The 19657-nt window shown below is 57.8% G+C and carries 17 protein-coding genes; 6 read left to right on the forward strand and 11 right to left on the reverse strand.

Features of this window, described 5'->3' with window-relative positions:
- Positions 1–21: 21 nt before the first annotated feature.
- Both ACL2XO_RS26385 and ACL2XO_RS26390 read left to right on the forward strand, forming a co-directional pair.
- Positions 22–339, forward strand: coding sequence for a DUF485 domain-containing protein (locus ACL2XO_RS26385; RefSeq protein ID WP_132924616.1), 318 nt, complete (start codon positions 22–24; stop codon positions 337–339).
- A gap of 10 nt (positions 340–349) precedes the next feature.
- Positions 350–2023 (forward strand): cation acetate symporter, encoded by a 1674-nt coding sequence (locus tag ACL2XO_RS26390; RefSeq protein ID WP_413743113.1) that lies wholly within the window; start codon positions 350–352, stop codon positions 2021–2023.
- Positions 2024–2241: 218 nt separating this feature from the next.
- On the opposite strand, the gene ACL2XO_RS26395 is transcribed toward ACL2XO_RS26390, so the two are convergent.
- Entirely contained in the window at positions 2242–2931 is a 690-nt protein-coding gene (locus tag ACL2XO_RS26395; protein ID WP_132924612.1) for an LrgB family protein, read from the reverse strand.
- Positions 2924–3328 (reverse strand): CidA/LrgA family protein, encoded by a 405-nt coding sequence (locus ACL2XO_RS26400; protein WP_132927950.1) that lies wholly within the window; start codon positions 3326–3328, stop codon positions 2924–2926. Before ACL2XO_RS26400 ends, ACL2XO_RS26395 begins: the two co-directional genes overlap by 8 nt.
- 120 nt (positions 3329–3448) lie before the next feature.
- Here ACL2XO_RS26400 and ACL2XO_RS26405 point away from each other — a divergent pair, with 120 nt between their 5' ends.
- Positions 3449–4348: a LysR family transcriptional regulator gene (locus ACL2XO_RS26405; RefSeq protein ID WP_132924610.1), complete on the forward strand. Its 900-nt coding sequence runs from the start codon at positions 3449–3451 to the stop codon at positions 4346–4348.
- Positions 4349–4355: 7 nt separating this feature from the next.
- On the opposite strand, the gene ACL2XO_RS26410 is transcribed toward ACL2XO_RS26405, so the two are convergent.
- From ACL2XO_RS26410 to fhuD, 6 genes are all read right to left on the reverse strand, one after another.
- Complete coding sequence (locus ACL2XO_RS26410; RefSeq protein ID WP_132924608.1) at positions 4356–6002, reverse strand: Na+/H+ antiporter; 1647 nt, start codon at positions 6000–6002, stop codon at positions 4356–4358.
- A 131-nt stretch (positions 6003–6133) separates the two neighbouring features.
- Positions 6134–7501 carry an NCS2 family permease gene (locus ACL2XO_RS26415; protein WP_132924606.1) on the reverse strand — a complete coding sequence of 456 codons (1368 nt, stop codon included), beginning with the start codon at positions 7499–7501 and terminating at the stop codon, positions 6134–6136.
- 139 nt (positions 7502–7640) lie between these two features.
- Positions 7641–8300, reverse strand: coding sequence for a glutathione S-transferase (locus tag ACL2XO_RS26420; RefSeq protein ID WP_413741903.1), 660 nt, complete (start codon positions 8298–8300; stop codon positions 7641–7643).
- 111 nt (positions 8301–8411) lie between these two features.
- Positions 8412–10676 carry a TonB-dependent receptor gene (locus tag ACL2XO_RS26425; RefSeq protein WP_413741904.1) on the reverse strand — a complete coding sequence of 755 codons (2265 nt, stop codon included), beginning with the start codon at positions 10674–10676 and terminating at the stop codon, positions 8412–8414.
- A gap of 183 nt (positions 10677–10859) precedes the next feature.
- Positions 10860–12833, reverse strand: coding sequence for a Fe(3+)-hydroxamate ABC transporter permease FhuB (fhuB, locus tag ACL2XO_RS26430; protein WP_413741905.1), 1974 nt, complete (start codon positions 12831–12833; stop codon positions 10860–10862).
- Positions 12830–13720, reverse strand: a complete 891-nt coding sequence (gene fhuD, locus ACL2XO_RS26435; RefSeq protein WP_413741906.1) for a Fe(3+)-hydroxamate ABC transporter substrate-binding protein FhuD — start codon at positions 13718–13720, stop codon at positions 12830–12832. The genes fhuB and fhuD overlap by 4 nt, the downstream gene beginning before the upstream one ends.
- 125 nt (positions 13721–13845) lie before the next feature.
- On the opposite strand from fhuD, the gene fhuF reads away from it, so the two are divergent.
- Positions 13846–14574 carry a siderophore-iron reductase FhuF gene (fhuF, locus tag ACL2XO_RS26440; RefSeq protein ID WP_413741907.1) on the forward strand — a complete coding sequence of 243 codons (729 nt, stop codon included), beginning with the start codon at positions 13846–13848 and terminating at the stop codon, positions 14572–14574.
- 134 nt (positions 14575–14708) lie between these two features.
- On the opposite strand, the gene ACL2XO_RS26445 is transcribed toward fhuF, so the two are convergent.
- On the reverse strand, positions 14709–15467 hold the full coding sequence (locus tag ACL2XO_RS26445; protein WP_413725988.1) for an SDR family NAD(P)-dependent oxidoreductase: 759 nt from the start codon (positions 15465–15467) through the stop codon (positions 14709–14711).
- 133 nt (positions 15468–15600) lie between these two features.
- Between ACL2XO_RS26445 and ACL2XO_RS26450 the strand changes: the two genes are divergently transcribed.
- A complete protein-coding gene (locus ACL2XO_RS26450; protein WP_413725989.1) occupies positions 15601–16515 on the forward strand; it encodes a LysR family transcriptional regulator in 915 nt (304 codons plus the stop codon).
- Between the two features lie 190 nt (positions 16516–16705).
- Here the strand turns inward: ACL2XO_RS26450 and ACL2XO_RS26455 are convergent, their stop codons facing one another.
- Positions 16706–17500: an alpha/beta fold hydrolase gene (locus ACL2XO_RS26455; protein ID WP_413741908.1), complete on the reverse strand. Its 795-nt coding sequence runs from the start codon at positions 17498–17500 to the stop codon at positions 16706–16708.
- A gap of 112 nt (positions 17501–17612) precedes the next feature.
- On the opposite strand from ACL2XO_RS26455, the gene ACL2XO_RS26460 reads away from it, so the two are divergent.
- Entirely contained in the window at positions 17613–18524 is a 912-nt protein-coding gene (locus ACL2XO_RS26460) for a LysR family transcriptional regulator (RefSeq protein WP_413741909.1), read from the forward strand.
- 321 nt (positions 18525–18845) lie between these two features.
- Here ACL2XO_RS26460 and ACL2XO_RS26465 read toward each other — a convergent pair whose 3' ends face one another.
- The gene (locus tag ACL2XO_RS26465) at positions 18846–19415 is read right to left on the reverse strand and encodes a single-stranded DNA-binding protein (RefSeq protein WP_413725992.1); all 570 of its coding nucleotides are present in this window, start codon (positions 19413–19415) and stop codon (positions 18846–18848) included.
- Positions 19416–19657 lie beyond the last annotated feature (242 nt).

The following is a 19657-nucleotide window of genomic DNA, read 5'->3' on the forward strand; positions in this document are numbered from 1 at the left end:
TACCCTACTGGAGAATCCCTGATGAATGACATCATTTATCAACGGATTGAGAAAAATCCGCACTTCCAAGAACTGGTGAAAAAACGCCAGCATTTCGCCATGCTGCTCACGCTGATTATGCTGGTACTCTATTATGGTTTTATCCTGCTGATCGCCTTTGCCCCAGGCTGGCTGGGTACGCCGATTTACGAAGGCACCAGCGTAACCCGCGGCATTCCCCTGGGGATTGGCCTGATTATCATGTCGTTTATTCTCACCGCGATATATGTGGTTCGCGCCAACGGCGAATTCGATCGCCTGACCCAGCAGTTGCTGCGCGAGGTACGTTATAATGGCTAAATTCGTCAAAATGGCGGCGGGTGTATCAGGGCTGCTGCCGCTGCTGGTTCAGGCGGCAACCGGCGACAGCCGGCCGTTGAATGTCCAGGCGATTATTCTGTTCGTGCTGTTTGTCGCCCTTACGCTGTATATCACCTATTGGGCATCAAAACGAACCCGTTCACGGAAAGATTATTATACCGCCGGCGGCAGAATCACCGGCTTGCAGAACGGGCTGGCCATCTCCGGCGACTTTATGTCGGCGGCATCCTTTCTCGGTATTTCCGCGCTGGTATACACCTCCGGTTATGACGGACTGATTTATTCGCTGGGTTTCCTGGTGGGCTGGCCGATTATCCTGTTTTTAATCGCCGAGCGCCTGCGCAATCTCGGGCGATATACCTTTGCCGACGTCGCCTCCTACCGCCTGCGGCAAAAACCCATCCGTCTGTTGTCCGCCTGCGGTTCGCTGGTGGTGGTGGCGCTTTACCTGATTGCCCAGATGGTGGGGGCGGGTAAGCTCATCCAACTGCTGTTCGGCCTGAATTACCATGTGGCGGTAGTACTGGTGGGCATTCTGATGGTGATGTATGTATTGTTCGGCGGCATGCTGGCCACCACCTGGGTGCAGATTATCAAAGCGGTGCTGTTATTGGCCGGCGCCAGCTTTATGGCGCTGATGGTGCTGAAAACCGTTCATTTCAGCTTCGATACGCTGTTCTCCGAAGCCATGAAAGTACACAGCAAAGGCGCGTCCATTATGCGTCCCGGCGGATTGGTGTCCGATCCCATATCCGCCCTCTCCCTGGGACTGGCCCTGATGTTCGGTACCGCCGGATTGCCGCATATTCTGATGCGGTTCTTCACCGTCCAGGATGCCAAGGAAGCGCGTAAAAGCGTGTTATATGCCACCGGCTTCATGGGTTACTTCTATTTCCTGACGTTTATTATCGGCTTCGGCGCCATCCTGCTGGTGGGAGCCAACCCGGCGTTCAAAGACAGCACCGGCGCGTTGCTGGGGGGCGCCAATATGGCGGCTATCCATCTGGCTAACGCGGTGGGGGGCAATTTCTTCCTGGGATTCATTTCGGCGGTAGCCTTCGCCACCATACTGGCGGTGGTGGCGGGCTTAACCCTGGCCGGCGCGTCGGCGGTATCCCATGATATTTATGCAAGCGTCATCAAAAAAGGCCAAGCCACCGAGCGCGACGAGTTAAAAGTTTCCAAAGTCACCGTGCTGGTACTTGGCCTGGTGGCCATCGGCCTGGGGGTCTTGTTCGAAAAACAAAATATCGCCTTTATGGTGGGGCTGGCCTTTTCAATTGCCGCCAGCTGTAACTTTCCCATTATCCTGCTGTCGATGTACTGGTCCAAACTCACCACCCGCGGCGCCATGGTGGGCGGCTGGCTGGGACTCATCACCGCGGTGACCTTGATGATTTTGGGACCCACCATCTGGGTACAGGTACTGGGTCACGCCAAAGCCATCTATCCTTATGAATACCCGGCGCTGTTTTCCATGCTGGTGGCGTTTATCGGCATCTGGATATTTTCCATTACCGACAGCTCGACGCAGGCGGTACAGGAGCGGGGCTTGTTTTACGCTCAGTTTATCCGCTCCCAGACCGGCATCCGGGAGTGGCAGGAACCCTCGACTCCTCCAACCGACACTATCGCTACGGGAAAACGGCCCATTGCAGAATAGGCCCGCCATTACCGCGCGTGCAATGGACGTGTTAAAGGGAGACCGCGCCAATGGGGTCGAAGCAGGCGTGGTCTTCCCGCCTGCCCGAGCGCCCCATGGCACGGTAAGCCCGCCATCACCGAGCGTGCAACGAACGTGTTAAAGGGAAACCGCCATCACCGAGCGTGCAACGAACGTGTTAAAGGCAGACCGGCCCGCTGCGCTCGGGCCCCTTACCATTACCACATAAACCGGCTGATCATCGGGGCGAGCAGTACCGTCAGCACGCCCGCCAACATCATCACCAGGCTGGAAACCACCCCCTCCTTGCGGCCCAACTCATAGGCGCGGGCGGTGCCGGCTCCATGGGACGACGCCCCCAGACCCGCGCCCTTGGCCATTTTCGCCCGAACCGACAGGCGCAGAAAAACAATATCCCCCACTGCCATGCCGAATACCCCGGTTATCACCGTGAACAGCGCCACCAGATCCGGCTGGCCACCCACCTGCCGCGCCGCCGCCAGAGCAAAAGGGGTAGTAATGGAGCGAACCGCCATGCTGCGCTGAATAATCTCGGGGAGCGCCAGCAAACGCGCCAGCCAAACCGAGCTCAACACCGCCATCAGGGTGGCGGCCACTACGCCGGCGGTCAGCGACAGCCAGTGCTGGCGAATCAATGACAGGTTTTCATAAACCGGCACCGCAAAAGCGATGGTAGCCGGACCCAACAACCATAATAGCCATTGGTTTTCAACCATATAACGTTGATAGGTCACATGGGTGGCGGCCAGTAAGGCTATCAACACCACCGGCGTTAATATCAGCGGCATCAGCATTAAATAATGATAGCGGCGATAAAGAAACTTATTGGCGAAATATAAGAGCAGCGTCACAAACAAACAGACACAGCTCAGAATAAGATTAACCATGATGGGGTTTTTTACGCGCCATTTTCAGTTCAAAACGATAAACACGATCCACCACTACGGCGGTGGTCCCCATGACCAGCAAGGTGCTGACAGCGATCACCACACAGATACGCCAGCCGTCCACCATCAATAGCTGAGTGTAATTGATAACCGCCACCACTGCCGGTACAAAAAACAACAGCATCTCCGCCAGCAGCCAGCGCGCGCCCTCGCGTACCCACCGCACCGGCAGGATCCCGGTAAGAATCAGCGCCAGCATCATAAACATCCCCACCACGTTGGCGGGCAACGGCAAATGATAACGATCCACCAACGTCTGGGCAGCCAGGAATAAGCCGATATACAACGCCAGCTGGATCACCAGGGGAAAGTTTACCCAGCGTAACGGTACTGCCATGCGCGCAGTGTACAACACCTTGAGATCCTTCGTTGAATGATGTGGAAGCATTATAGGCGGAGGGTTAAAGTTGCATGAAATGAATTAATATTATGTTAATCATTACCGGAAGGAATAGTAATGGATATCCGTACACTCCGTTATTTTGTGGAAGTGGTTAAACAACAAAGCTTTACTCGTGCCGCCGACGCGTTATTCGTTACCCAGCCGACTATCAGCAAAATGCTAAAGCAACTGGAAGACGAACTGGACAGGCCATTATTAATGCGCGAGGGACGCAAACTGCTGCTCACCGACAGCGGCCAGGCGGTATATCAGCGCGGGCTGGCCATTCTGGATGAGTTCCGACAATTAGAGTCGGAGCTGGAGGACATCGGCTCGCTGAAAAAGGGCCGTCTGCGGCTGGGCATTCCGCCGATGGTGGGCACCCAAATGGCGGATTTGATCAGTTCATTCCGCCGCCGGTATCCCGGTATTGAGCTGTTGATTGCCGAGTTCGGCGGACTGACGGTTCAGCAGGCGGTCCTGTCCGGCGAACTGGATGTGGCGCTCACCGCCCTCACCGCTGAAACCGAAACCACCCTGAACGTACTGCCGCTGTTCAGCCATCCATTATGCGCCGTGGTGCCCCGTGCCGCCCCTTGGCTGGATCGTACCGGGATAGCGCTGGCGGAGCTCGGCGATTGGCCGGTATTGATTTACAACGAAGATTTCGCCCTGCACCGGCACTTAATGCGGGCTTTCCAGGCCGAGGGCATCAATCCGCAAATCGCCGTGCGCAGCGGGCAGTGGGATTTCCTGGCGGCCATGGCGGAAGCGGGCATCGGTATCGCCATCCTGCCGGAGCCTATTTGCCAGCGGCTGGATAAATCACGCCTGTTATGGCTGCCGGTGACGCCGCCCATGATGTGGCAACTGGGATTGATCTGGCGACAGGGGATCTATTTGCCTCACAGCGCCCAGGCGTGGATCGAGGCCTGCCGCCGGCACTGGCCGCAGGGAGGGGCGCTGGAACGCTGAGCACCGGCTATTCGCTTTCTATCAGCAGCGCTTCCAGTAAATCCAAATCCCGCAGCAGCTTTACCAGCGTCTCGTTGCTGATCTTTTGCTGCGCCCGCAGATGATAATACTCCCCCCGCTCGGCGCGCAGGGCATTCAGACGCATCCGCCGTTCAAGGTTTTCAATCAGCAGGGCATTCCCCAGCTCATTATTGCCGTCTATCCGCCGGCGCAAATTTCCTACAACCCGGGCGCTGACCTCGGTAAGCAGCTGATTGTCGATAGTTTCCTCCGGATCTCCCGCCAGACGCTCCTGCATTTTCCGCAGGCTTTCGATGGCCACTTCAGCGGCGGCGGCGCGCGCCATTCGCTCCTCCTTGCGGTGCAGGCTCTTATCCGACACCACCATGCCCCGTAACAGCAAGGGTAAGGCGATTACGCCGCACACCAAGGAGAATACAATGACGCCGGCGGCGATAAATACCAGCTGATAGCGGGAGGGAAAGGCGGAGCCGTCGCTGAGCAATAGAGGTATCGACAAGACACCGGCCAGGGTAATCGCCCCTCGCACGCCGGCAAATGAAGCAATCAGGATTTCACGCGTGCTGTAATCACCGAAGACCATCGGCCTTTTCTTCAGAAAACGCTGGCTGAATTTTTTCATCAGCCACAGCCAGCCGAAGCGCAGCAAAATCAAGGCGGCGTAAATCACCACAATATCGCTGAACAGCATCCAGGTTTCAATGGTGGGGTCCAGTATGGCCTGGGTGATGGAGGTCTCGAGGATCTCCGGCAATTGCAGGCCCAGCATGATAAAGACCATGCCGTTAAAGACAAATTCCAGCATTGCCCAGACGCTGTTGGCGCGCAGCCGCATGGCCAGCGGCGCATTGCGGATAATGCCGGATTGCCCGATGGTCATGCCCGAGGCCACCGAGGCCAGGATGCCGGAGACGCCCACATGTTCCGCGATCAAATAAGACGCAAAAGGCAGCAGCAGCAACAGCACGGTCTGCGTGGCGGGATCGTCGCCGCTCCAGCGGGTGATCCAGCGCAGGGATTTACTGTAGGCCCAGGTCACCGCCACGCCGGCCAGCAAACCGCCGGCGGCGACCTTGACGAACTCCAGCGACGCGCCGCCGACGGTGAAAACCATGGTCCCCATGGCCACCGCAATGGCGAATTTCAGCGATACCAGGCCGGAAGCGTCGTTCATCAGCGCCTCCCCCTGCAGTATATCCATCAGTTTTTTGGGAATGCGTCCCTCCCCCACGATGCCGGACAGCGCCACGGCATCGGTGGGAGAGAGCACCGCCGCCAGCGCCAGCGCCGCCACCAGGGGAATACCCGGCACCATCCAGTAAATAAGATAACCGACGCCTACCACCGTAATCAGCACCAGTACCAGCGCCAGCGCCACAATCTCGCCGCCGTGGCGTAAAAACTCACGCGCCGGGGTTTTCCAGCCGTCGGCAAACAGCAGCGGCGGGATAAACAGCACCAGAAACAGCTCGGGATTGAAATCCACATGCAAGCCAAACCGCGGCCAGGCCATGAGCGCCCCCAATACAATCTGCATCAGGGGGAGGGGAATCTGAAAAGGAAGGATGCGAGTGACCACCCCCGATAAGGAAACCATCAAGGTGAGGAGCAAAATTGTAAAGAAGATTTCCATGCATTCCTTACTATGTCGTCGGTCCGGCGACGTATTGCAGTCCGGCCTGGAGAAAGTCTGGGCGAAAACGTGAGCTGCTATGGTAAATCATTTTGCCATAAGTTAAAAATCTGTGATCGTTTTTTTCAACCTCAGATGGCCCAGCCGCCGGCATAAAATGTCACCAGCGCGATGGCGATAATGACCGTACCGGCATTGAGCTTGCGCCATTCGCCGGCAAACACGCGGCCTATCACCAGCGAACCAAAACCCAGCATGATACCGGTGACGATATTACAGGTCAGGACGATGAAGGTGGCGCACAGCAAACCGGACATGGCATCGACAAAATCGGTCAAATCCAGTTTGGCGACGTTGCTTAGCATCAGCAGGCCGACATACATCAGGGCCGGGGCGGTGGCATAACCCGGTACCAGATAAGATAGGGGTGAAAGAAACAGAATCACCAAAAACAATATGCCGACAATAGTGGCGGTCAGACCGGTTTTGCCGCCGGCGGCGGTCCCGGCGGCGGATTCGATATAGACCGCTGCGGGCGACGCCCCCACCAGGGATGAAAAAATGCTGCTCAGGGAATCCGCCGTCAAGGCTTTGCCGCCATTGATAATCTGGCCCTCATTATCCAGCAGGTTAGCCTGGCCCGCCACCGCGCGGATGGTGCCGGTGGCGTCAAACACCGCCGTCATTACCAGGGCCAGCACGCTGGGCAGTACCGCCGGCTGCAGCGCGCCTTTGATATCCAGATTCAAGATAAGCGAATGGCCCTGGGCGTCGGATAAGGTCGGCAGAGCGAACAATCCCCGGTAGGTAACATTAGGGTCAAATGCCAGTCCCAGCAGCGAGATTACGATGATCACCAGCAGTATCCCACCCGGTACCCGCAATTTCTCAAGGCCGAAGATCGCCGCCAGCCCCACCAGGGACATAATCACCGGGAACGAGGCGAAGCGGCCCAGGGCCACCGGCAATCCGTCAATGGGATTTTTCACCACCAGCCCGACGCCGTTGGCGGCAATGATCAGCAGGAACAGGCCGATGCCGATACCGGTGCCATGGGCGACGCCCATCGGCAGGTTGTGCAAAATCCATGAGCGTATGCCGGTGGCGGAAATCAGGGTAAACAGGATACCCATCAGGAATATCGCCCCTAACGCCACCGGCACGCTGATATGCTGTCCCAGAACCAGACTGAAGGCGGTAAAGGCGGTGAGGGATATGGCGCAGCCGATGGCCATGGGCAGATTGGCCCACAGGCCCATCAACAGCGACCCGAACGCCGCCACCAGACAGGTGGCGACAAAGACCGCAGCCGGCGGGAAGCCGGCTTTACCCAGCATGCCGGGCACGACAATCACCGAATAGACCATGGCCAGAAAGGTGGTCAGACCGGCTAAGACTTCCTGGCGAAGAGTGCTGCCCCGCGCGGAGATCTGGAACCAACCGTCGAGTGAAAATAGTGATCTGGCCTGCGGAGCGGCCGGTTGAGTGGAGCTGGACATGAAAATTTCCCTAAAATACCGGTGTGCTTATGGATCGCGAGGGCAGGAATTATCCTGCTCCCGCCGGGGATAATTCAACCCAAAATTCCGTTAAATAGGGATACCTTGATGAGGAATGGGTAAAACCGGGCTATAGCGATTATTTATTCTCCTCACGGGCTTTAGCGCGCAGATAGGCCGGCCGAGACTGAATTTTTGATACGAATGCCTGTATTTTAGGAAAACCTTCGGCGCCGAACCGGGAAACCAGGCCTTCTATGGGAAAACTCATTTGAATATCCGCCGCGGTGAACTGCTCGCCGGCAAACCAGGGGTATAAAGTGAGGTGATCCTCGATATACTGGCGATGGGTCGCTAATTGCGGGTCCACATATTGCCGCTGTACCCCCTTTCCCACCGCCGCCCCCAGCGGACGGGCCAGCAGGGGCACCGGCGGCTTGCCCAGCATGCCGAAGATCAGTTTCATCACCAGTAATGGCATTAATGAGCCTTCGGCATAATGCAGCCAATAGCGATATCGCACACCGCTGTCGCTCAGGCCGTCCGCCGGGCTGAAGAGGTGCGCGCTGTCATAACGCGCCTCCAGATAATCGATAATCGCCCCCGACTCCGCCAATGTCAGCCCGTCATCGGTGACGATGGGCGCTTTCCCCAACGGGTGAATGCGCTTTAACGACGGCGGGGCCAGCATGGATTTCTCCCGCTGGTAATACACAACCTCATAAGGCAGGGACAGCTCTTCCAGCAGCCAGAGAATACGGTGGGAACGTGACTGGTTCAGATGATGAACGGTAATCATGATGCGCTCCTTCGGGGATTTTCCAGTTATTACTGTATACCAACCCCGTGAAGTTGCGCGGAAGATTAGCGCCCCGGCCAAGGCCGGGGCGTTCTAAGGTAGCGCCGGCGGTTAGAAATCCACCGTCATGGAAAGTTTCAGAGAACGCGGGTCGCCTTGCGTCAAATAGCCGTCGCTGGCGGATGCCCAGTAATTTTCGTTGGTGACGTTTTCCACATTGGCGCGCCAGACGATATTATTTTTCGGCAGTTGCATGTCATAACGCAACCCCAGATCCAGCCGGGTCCAGCCCTTGACCTTCAAATCATTGGCCTGGTCGGCATACTGGGAACCGGAACGAATCACGCGGCCGGTGGCGGCGACGCCGTTCAGCCTCGGCAGATCCCACTCGCCGCCCAGCACCAGCTGGTAGCGCGGCACGCCGATGGCGTCGTTGCCGTCATAGGCGCCGTCCTGGGTTTTGGTCAATTCCGGATCCATCCAGGTAGCGCTGCCGTTCAGGCGTACGCCCAGAAGCGGTTCACCGAATAGGTTCAGCTCAAGCCCACGGTTGCGCTCCTCGCCATAGTTGCCGTATTCATACTGGTTGTCCCCCAGGTAATTGTACGAGGCCACCGGTTTTTTGATCTCGAATGCCGCCAGCGAACCGGCGATGCGGCCGTAATCCACTTTCACGCCCACTTCGTTCTGCTTTGAGGTCTCGATGCCGGTCACCTGGCCGCCGTTGACGACGACGCCGGAGCCATAGCTGGCGCCGGCGGTTTCGCCGGATTGCAGCGCTTCAATATGGTTGGCATAGAGAGAGATATGCTGCCAGGGCTTGACTACGAGGCCAAAGGCCGGCGTCACCTTGGTTTCAGTGAACTTGCTGGACTCGACGCCGGTGTAGTCATAATTGCTGACATTGACGCTCTGGCGCCGCAGGCCGCCGATCAGCTGCAGGCGATCGTCCAGCATGGAAAGGGAGTCCGACAGCGACACGCCGCTGTTAAAGGTGCGGCTGGTGGCGCCTGGGTCACCCATCCTGCCGCCCGCATAGGTTGGAACGGTGGGTTCGTCCACATAGCTCGGATCGTAGATATTGGTGAGAATGTTGCCGGCCGTCATCTGGTAAGCCGTACGAATCCGAGTCCAAACGCTTGAATAGCCCAAATTGACGTGATGGGTGATAAAGCCGGTGTCGAATTTGCCGCGAACGCCCGCCTGGCTGGAGAAGCTGTCGCTGAAATAAGGCACCCGCAACATGCCCGCGGTGGCGTCGCCGTTGTCGTCAAAAGGGGTGGGGGAAGAGTAGGAGCCGAATTCATGAGTGTGGTTGCCCCCAACCGCGCCATAGACCGTCCAGTCATTGGTTAAATCATACTCGCCGCGTAGGGCGCCGAACTGGCTTTCGGTATCGGTAAAAGCCCATTTCTGGCCGTAATTGGTGGTGGCGGAGGGCGGCTTGAGGATTTCATCCAGGCCGGTGGTATAGACCACTGAACGGGCGCCGTGAATGGTTTGTTTTTCGGCGCCCGCATCCAGCGAGGCGCGGAAACGATCGCCGCGATAATCCAGGCCGAGGGTGCCCAGCGTCAGGCGGCGATTTTCATCGTCAATCGCCGTTCCGCCTTCGCGGTGCACACCGCTGACGCGTACGCCCCACTGATTGTCATCGCCGTAACGGCGCGCCACGTCAAAAGAGCCGCCAATTTGTGATTTGGAGGTATAGTCCAGCGAAACGCGGTTCAGCGGCTCGTCGCCGGCGCGTTTCGGCTCGATATTAATGTTGCCCCCCACGCCGGTGCCCCCCGGCGGTACGCCATTGAGAAATGCGCTGGCGCCTTTAAGCAGCTCTACCCGTTCCGCTATCTCGGTAGCGACGAACTGGCGCGGCAGCACGCCATAAAGACCGCCATAGGAGATATCTTCACTGGCGAGCTTAAAGCCGCGGATATTGAAGATTTCCTGAGTACTGCCGTAGCCGTAGGCGGTTTGCACCGAGGCATCGTTACGCAACACGTCGCTGATGGAGCGGGTCTGCTGATCCTGCATCAGCTTGGAGGTAAAGCCCACCACGCTAAAGGGCACGTTGTTCGCATCCTGCTGTCCGAGAAATCCCACACGTCCGCCGTTGGCGATAGGGCCATCCAAAAACGCCGGTACCAGTTGGTCGCCGCCGGCCCTGAATTCATTGTTGGGAGAAGCCACCACGGTCATGGTTTCCCCCTTCGACGCGGAAGCGGCGGTGGAAGAGGTCGCTGTGGAGGTTGTATCCGCCGTCGTGGCGGCAAATACCGGCAACATCGTGGTCCCGCAAGCGGCACCGATAATCACCGCCAGCAAACGCGGCAGGGCCCCCGATGGGGCGGGAGTTGAAACAACGGCAGTACGCATGTGCAAACCTTAAGCAAACAATAATGAGAATGATTCTTATAAGAGTTCATGATTATGCGTAACGCCATTTTTTTTGCAAGCAATTATTTATATTACTAATGGAATCATTGCGTCAGATTAACTTTTTAACGGCGAGTGAGAATGTTCTGTCCGATACATCCTACGTGCTGCGCCAGGCACGCCCTACCCCGCCGGCCTGCGCAAGAGATAAATGAAGTAGGGGGCGCCGAAAAAGGTTGCCAGCAAACCGGCCGGTATCTGGTAGGGGAAGAGAATAATCCTGCCGCACCAGTCTGCCGCGATCATCAGCATGGCGCCAAGCAACCCGGCCACCGCTAACTGCGGCAGCGGCCGGCGAAATCCCAGCAACCGCGCCATGTGCGGCGCCATGAGTCCGACAAAACTCAGCGGGCCGACATTGAGGGTAGCGGCGGCGATCAGTCCCGCCGCCAGCAGCAAAATGGCCGCCCTGGCCGGTTTCAGCGCCACCCCGGCGGATCGGGCGGTAGCGCCCCCCAGAGGCAGCAATGCCAGCCAGCGGCGCAGCAGCGGGGTGGCCGCCAGCAATATTACCGCGATAAGAGCGGTCCATAGCGCCTGGGCGCCGCTGACTTTATAGGTGGATCCGGATAACCAGGTCAGGACCGACGCCATACGCGGATCGTTGCTGATAAGCATGAGCGTCAGCAGCGTGGAAAAAAGCGTGCTCAAGGCGATACCCACCAGCAGCAAGCGGCTGCCGGAAAACCCGCCGCGCTGCGCCAGCAGCATAATCAGCAGCAGCGTCGCCGCCGCGCCGAGGCTACCCGCCGGCAATAGCCAGACGAAAGCGTCTCCCGGCACCAGCAGCAGCATCAACACGATGCCCAGCGCCGCTCCGGAGCTGATGCCCAGTACTTCCGGGCTGGCCATGGGATTACCGGTCATTTTCTGGATCAGGGCGCCCGCCGCCGCCAGCATGGCCCCAGCCGCGCCCGCCGCCAGCACCCGCGGCCAGCGCCAACGCCACATCTCCGCCAGCGACAGATACCAGCCATGGTCGGCACGCCCCAGCGTCAGCGCCAGGCCGGCAAGCAGCAACAGCAACCCCACACCCCAAACCGCCCCGATCCAGGTCAGTTGCCGTTCGCGGCCCGGATGCTGAGTACCGTCCTCAGGACCGGTAACGCTGTTGCGCAGCCTGGGCAGCAGCCATAACAGCAGCGGCGCCCCCAGCAACGCGGTGGCGGCGCCGGTGGGTATGTCAAGCCACCGGCGCGCCAGCATGATCATCATCTGATCGCTGAAAAGCAGCAGCAACGCCCCCAACAAACAGGATAGCCACAGCCGTTGCAACAGGCGGCGCGCCCCCAGCATCCGAGCCAGCAGCGGCGCGAATAGACCGATAAAGCCGATATTGCCGGCGGCGTTGACCAGAAATGCGCTCAGAACAATGGCGATGCCCAGGCCGCCGACACGGGCGGTAATTAATCCCAGGCCCAGATTACGGGCGATACCGTCGTCAAGCCCCATCAACATCAGCGGCCGCAGCATCAGCAATACCAGCATCAGTCCGATAACCAGACGCGGCCATAAAAAGCTCACTTTGCTCCAGTCCTGCTGATTGAGCATGCCGCTGCTCCAGAGGAAAATGCCTTGCAGACGTTCATAGTTAAGCAGCGACAGCAGGCTGCGGGCGGATCCGCAATACAACCCCAGGACCAGGCCCGCCAGAATCAGGGTGACCGGCGACAGGCGCCGCCCCCACGAGACACCGAACACCAGTCCGCCCACCGTCAGCGCGCCGAGGATAGTGGCCAATTGCCGGGTGGATTCGCCACCGGGCAGTGCCCAAAGCATGGCGACGGTCAGTCCCAATTGCGCTCCCGCCGAAACCCCGAGAGTTGTGGGCTCAGCCAGGGGATTGCGCAGGATCTGCTGAAACAACAGTCCCGCCAGGCCGAGGCCGGCCCCCACCAGCAACGACAGCACGGTGCGCGGCAGCAAGCTGTAATGAAACAGCATCTCGTCGATGTTATCTACATGAGGTTGCCAGGCGGCCTGCCGCCAAAGATCCACCGGCAGCTGCTGCGTCAGGTTCAGACCGGTGAGCGCCAATGCGGCCAAGGCCAGCAGCAAAATCAGCAGCGGAGAATAAGGCGAAGTCCTGGCGCTCATGCCGTTTTCACCAGAGATTGCTCAAGCAGGCGGCAAAACCGCATGGCGGCGATGGTGGCGCCGAAAAACCACACCGCCGGAACAGTCTGCCATTGCCGCTCCCGCACAAAGGGGATCACCTGCCAGAGCGGCGACAGTACGACATCGTCGAGGGGATCTTCATCGCCGCGGCGAAAGCACAATCCGCGAACATCCTTTAATCCGGCCAATTGTTCAAAACCCACGGTTGCGCTGCCCCAGCGGTTGACTTCTCCATGCCAGGCGTTGGTCACACCGACCCGATCCATGATCTCCTGGAACATGCTGCCTTTACCCAGCACCATAACGTGCTGGCTGTCCAGAAAGGTGAACAGCAGTACCGGACGGCTGACAACGGAATTCAGCCGCCGGCGCGTTCGGGTCAGTTGTTCCTCAACAACCTGCAGATGTTGCCGGGCCCGATCCGCCAGGCCCAAGTACTCCCCCAGCGCCAGCACATCCTGCCGGGCGGTGGTGAAAGGCAGTCCCGGCGTTTCCTGAACGGGAAAAGACATCACCGGCGCGATGGACGCCAGGCTTTCCGCCGCCGGACCATAGCCTTTGGTCAGTAAAAGCAGCGAGGGCCGCAGGCGTTGCAACGCTTCCATATTCGGCTCGGTACGCAATCCCACATCCTTCACCGATAGCGCCAGCGGGGGTTCAACCACCCAATTGCGGTAGTTGGGGGCATCGGCAATCGCCTGCGGGGTGACGCCGAGGGCCAGCAATAACTCAGTGGGACGCCATTCCAGGGCGATTATCCGCCTCGGATCGGGATTTTCATCGGCGGCAATGGCGGCGGAAAACCACCAGGGCAGGGTCATCATGCCCATAAGCAGCCGGCGGCGGTACTCATCATGAGTTTGCATAAAATTTAAATATTAATAGTTATCATTACGATTTTAATCGCCTATTATGCGCATTCGGAGAGTGACTGCAAGCAACTCGCCTGCCTGAACGCCTTTCCCTTGGTTTAAATCAACAAAGGAAACACATGCATCCTGACGAAAAAATGCCTGGCCGGGCGTGCGCCGCCGAGATAACGGAAAGCTTTTTACTTGAGGCGCCCGCGCAGACAAAAGTTTATAGCGCACTGGATTTATGTGCGCCGGAAACGGCGCAGGCAGTGGTTGAACCGCTGTTGAAAATATATGAGGGGGAAGACCCGGCGGCGGTGATCTCCATCTGGTCGCAGTGGTACTTTGCTCTTTTGCTGGCGCCCTGGGCGCGTATCAATATGCTTTACGATTGGCAATTGCCGTTTTTGCCGCACGATATCCGCTTTACCCAGTCCGAAAACGCGGTGCCGGATCGGTTTATCCTGGCGGATCACGGCTGCGCCGCGCCGACGGGTCCGGCCCGGTTCGATGCCTTGATCCACCGCCATCTGGCGCCGGTGTGCCAGACATTTAGCCGACTAGCCGGCATCAAGCCGGGATTGTTCTGGAATAATGCCGGCATCCGTTTGGCGCACGGTTTCACCATGGCGCAAGAGCAAGGGGCGGACATTACCCGCGCTGACGATTTTCTGGCGGCGCGCACCCTGCCGGATGGCGCCCCCAACCGCCTCTATCAGCCCATACGGGAAATACCGCAGCCGTCGGGACCGCCGAAAATCATCCGCCGCCTGTGCTGCCTGCGCTATAAGCTCGCCGGTCTGGAATACTGCCCCGGTTGCCCACTGGTGGAAGCGCGGCAGCGCAGGACCTGTCGCGGAAGTTAACCGGCTCGCATTACCGATCCCGATCACGTGACCGCAATCATGCAGCGGTTATGCAGTTGCCGGTCAGATTCACCGCGGAATCATGCAGCGGTTATGCAGTTACCAATCAGGTTCACCGCAACAATGCAGCGGTTTTACAGGAAAATACCGCCGGAAGCCTCGATTCTTTGGCCGTTGATCCAGCCGTTGCCTTCCGCCAGCAATGAGGCCACCGCGGCGCCGATATCATCCGGTAGCCCTACCCGACCAAGGGCGGTGGCTGACGCAATCTGCCGGTTTATTTCCGGCGTATCCCGCACCATGCCGCCGCTGAAGTCGGTTTCGATGGCGCCGGGGGCAAGAGTATTGGCGCTGATGCCGCGATCCCCCAACTCCTTGGCCAGATAGCGCGTTAACACCTCCACTCCCCCTTTCATGGCGGCATAGGCCGATGAACCTGGGAATGAGAAACGGGCCAGGCCGGAGGAGATATTCACGATCCGTCCACCGTCGGCAATCAGCGGCAGCAATTTCTGGGTCAGGAAATAAGGTCCTTTTAGATGAACCTTGAACATGAGTTCAAACTGCTCCTCAGTGGTTTGTGCAAAAGCGGCATGCAAACCGACGCCGGCATTGTTGACCAGAAAATCGAATTGATTCCGGGAAAATTCAGCGGATAAAACCTGCCCCACTTTGGCGGCGAATTCCCCAAAGCCGGCGCTTTCACCTACATCCAGCTGCACCATGGCCGCTTTACCGCCAGCCTGTTTGATCTCGTCCGCCAGCGCCCGCGCCTCGTCGGCCTTGCTATGATAGGTGCCGATGATATCAACGCCCTGGCGGGCCAGATGTTGCGCGATGCTTTTGCCCAGCCCGCGGCTGGCGCCGGTGATCAATGCAATTTTATGACTCATGGTTATTACTCCCGCTAATGGGTGAATACATTATTATGGCTCGGATAACAGTTTATTAGCCGGACAGCGATAGATAAATCCGCCAAAACCGGAAATACTGTTCGCTATGACAGAACAATAGCGAGCTAAATCGATGGTAAACAAACTGGAGCTGCTGCGCAGTTTCGTGCGGGTAACCGAACTGTCGAGTTTTACCCAGGCCGGCGAGAGCCTGGGACTGCCGAAGTCAACGGTGTCCGAACATATCCAGCTGCTGGAAGCCCTGGTGGGCGCCCGCTTGCTGCATCGAACCACCCGGCGCGTAAGGGCGACACAGGATGGGTTGGTACTGTATGAGCGCAGCCTGGATATGTTGTCGAACATGGACGAACTGGAGGGGTTGTTTCGCCAGGACGGCCTGGTGCTGACCGGGCGCCTGCGTATCGATATGCCCGCCGGCTTCGCCCGTTCCCTGGTGCTGCCGCATTTGGGGGAATTCATGCAACGGCACCCGCAGGTGCAAATCGAGATCAGCTGCACCGACCGCAGGGTGGATATCGTGCGTGAGGGGTTTGATTGCGTACTGCGCGTGGGTGAATTAACCGATGCCACCCACGTCGCGCGCCGCTTAGGTCAACTGCCGATGATAAATTGCGCCAGTCCGGCCTATCTGGCCGCCCACGGCACCCCCCACACCCCGGAAGAGCTTGCCGGGCATTATCTGGTTCATTACGTGTCGGTATTGGGCACCCGGGCCGAGGGATTTACCTACCTGCGGCAAGGCAAGCCGGTGGACCTGGAGCTGCCGGCCATGGTAACGGTAAATAATGTCGACGCCTATAACGCCGCCTGTCTGGCCGGCCTGGGGATCATTCAGGCGCCGTCCATCGGCTTGAGCGAACATGTAGCCGCCGGGCGTTTGGTTGCCATCCTGGCGGATTACCCGCCGCCTTCTATGGACGTCTCGTTGCTGTACGCCCATCGCCATTATCTGCCCCGACGCGCGCGGGTGTTTATGGACTGGCTGGCGGAATTGATCGGGCAGGCCATCGCCCCGCCCTCGCGCTGACAGACGCATTATGGCGAAAATATCAAATCACTTCTCAACGACCTCGAGGGAAATATTTGCGGGTTCCCTCCCTCCCCCGTTCAACGGTTAAAAGGCATATCGCCATTATGGCGCTGGGCCGACGTGGCCGAATGGCTGCAGGGAACAAGCCATAGCAAAGGCCAACGCATTAGATAAAAGATGGATGCTCCTATCGCCCCGAAAGGGATAAGCATTCGACAAATCCACGAATGATCGCGGCAATCTCGGCAGGGGATTCAAGGGGTGAAAGATGCCCCGTTCCCGGCAACACATGCAGCCGCGCATGGGGGATAAGCGGCAGCAATTCGGTTTTCAACACCGCAACGGTTTCAACCCGGTCCAGCTCGCCAGCAATAATGACCGCGGGGGATACGATCCCGGCGACAGCCCCGGAAATATCTTCCTGACTGGTATATTTCGGCCAGGCTATTTTCGCCTCCGGCGCGCCGCGCAAACTGTCTTTAATGATCTGCCGGCGATGGTCGGGAGATAAGGGCTTTGCACTCAGCATATGGTCGATTGCCATATTCACCGTCTCCTGGGAGGAATAGGCATTCTCCATGACCAGACGCGCTTCGGGGGCCAATTTCATTGGCGTCGGAGGCGCTGGGGCAATCAGTACCAGCCCGACGAGTCCGCAAGGACGCTGCGATGCCAGCAATTGTGCGACTCTACCCCCCATGGAATGCCCCACCAGCACATATTGCCGCACATCCAGCGCCTTGATCATGGCCAGGATATCGTTAACGAAATCAATAAGTGCAAAACCGTTGTCAGCCGGCGCGGACGATTCACCCCATCCCCGCAGATCGGGGGCGATGGTACGGTAGGTTTCGGGCAGGGCGGCGATAACATCCGCCCACGTCCGCGACGATCCGCCCCAATAATGCAAAAAGATAATGGCCGGCAAGCCGTTACCCCTATCTTGTATATTCAGCTCCAAACCATTCAAAAAATATTTCATAACGCAACCTCTCAATGAGTGATGTTAGGCTGCAAGGGTATATTAAATCCTCTTAATCGATAATCCGGCGTCTGTTATCATCAGTCTTTCTTTAAACTATCGAATAGAGGCTATGGTGGATCGTCTGACCAGCATTGAGGTTTTTATCGCCGCCGTCGATGAAGGCAGCCTGGTGGCCGCCGGCCGGCGCTTTGGCCTGTCCGCCTCGATGGCGGGAAAATACCTGACCGGCCTTGAAACAGAGCTGAATGTTTGTTTGATTAAACGCAGCACCAGGCGGCTGAGCCTTACCGATGCCGGCAAAAGATATTACGACCGCTGCAAACGTATTCTGGACGAATTCGACGACGCCAACCGCGAAGCCAGTGACGCTAGCTTAAGCCTGCACGGCGTCTTGCGTATTGCCGCGCCGGTGACCTTCGGCACCCTGCATATGGGCAACGTCATCGGGCGTTTTTTGCAGGATCATCCGCAGCTTAACGTGAGTATGCGGCTGGACGATCGCTACCTGGATTTGCACGACGACAATATCGATGTGGCGATTCGTATCGGCCGGTTGGCCGACTCGTCCTTGATTGCCCGGCGCCTGGCCCCCTGCAGCATGGTGCTGTGCGCCGCGCCGGCATATCTAAAGCGCGGGGGAACGCCTCGAGTGCCGGAGGATTTATCTCATTCGCCTCGTTTGGCGTTCAGCGAAGAGGTGTCGATGGGTGCATGGACGCTTTATGATGAAAACCAGCAACCTCACCTCATAGACGGCCCAATCCGGATGCAGGCCAATAATGTCCAGATGCTCTTGGACGCGGCGTTGGCGGGTATCGGTATTACCTACGGCCCAAGCTTTGTATTCGGTAAGTATCTTGCCAGCGGTGAGCTGATCAATTTACTGCCCGCCTATCGGACCAAAGACTTGACCGTACAGGCGGTTTATCCGGCAATGCGATATACGCCGTCAAAGATTCGCCGATTTATTGATTATCTGGTGGCTGAATTTGGCGATATACCGCCCTGGGAGCGTTATTAACTGAGCCGGAGGCCAGATTTAATTAAAAGCTCAGTATTAATTAAGGAGGGAGATCTAAAAAATGTTTACGACAAAGACTTTGAAAAACCTGCCATGAACTATGAAGCAGGCGTTGCTATGCGGAACTTGCAATGGCTGGCGCAAAGTAGGTTATTTCCCCGCAACCAGCCTTTCCTGACATGCTACGCTTCCCTCCCTCTTTCAAGGTTCAAACCCATTACTGGGCAAGGATAAGTCAGTCTTGCAATAAGAACTTTAATAGCCCGCAATTATCACAATAATTCGTAATAACCACTTGATCTAGAGTGAAAAATGACGAGATTAGAACGGAATATCGTCGTCAAAATCCATCGGCGGTTCATTGCCGGCGGCCGGCGCATTGTTCTGCGGCGCGGCGGCCGGACGACCGGCGGTCGACGACGGCGCGGCAGCGGGATTACCGCTGAACTGCGCGTTATTGCCCTGCGGCTGCTGCGGCTGGCCCCAGCCGCCCTGCTGTCCGCCGCCGGCATTGGCACCGGGCGCGCCCGCGCCGCCGCCCTGACGGCCACCCAGCATCTGCATGGTGCCGCCTACGTTGACCACCACTTCGGTGGTGTAACGTTCCTGGCCGCCTTGATCGGTCCATTTGCGGGTTTGCAGCGCCCCTTCAATATAGACCTGGGAACCTTTTTTCAGGTATTCCCCCGCCACTTCAGCGAGTTTGCCGAACAGGACCACCCGGTGCCATTCGGTCTTTTCCTTGGTTTCGCCGGTCTGCTTGTCGCGCCAGCTTTCGGAAGTGGCCAGAGTCATGTTGGCTACCGCGCCACCGTTCGGCATATAGCGGACTTCCGGATCCTGGCCCAGATTTCCGACTAGAATCACTTTGTTTACGCCTCTGCTGGCCATGTCGACTCTCCTGATAAGATGATTTACTAAGTGTAATCGCTAAAGTTTACCATGCAAACGCGTAAAGAACACGGCTGAAAATGAATGCGGGGACGATCCCGTACCGGTTGATACAGATATTGCTGTTGCAATCAATACTGGATATTCGTTCAGCTTTTTTTGTGTCATAATTGTCCGTTTCGTGCCGGTCGCGTTGCCAACGCGGTCGTCAGTCATTATTCATCCGGTGACGGGATTAAGTT

It is taken from the genome of Sodalis sp. RH15, assembly GCF_047324255.1.
Lineage (GTDB): Bacteria > Pseudomonadota > Gammaproteobacteria > Enterobacterales > Enterobacteriaceae > Acerihabitans > Acerihabitans ligni.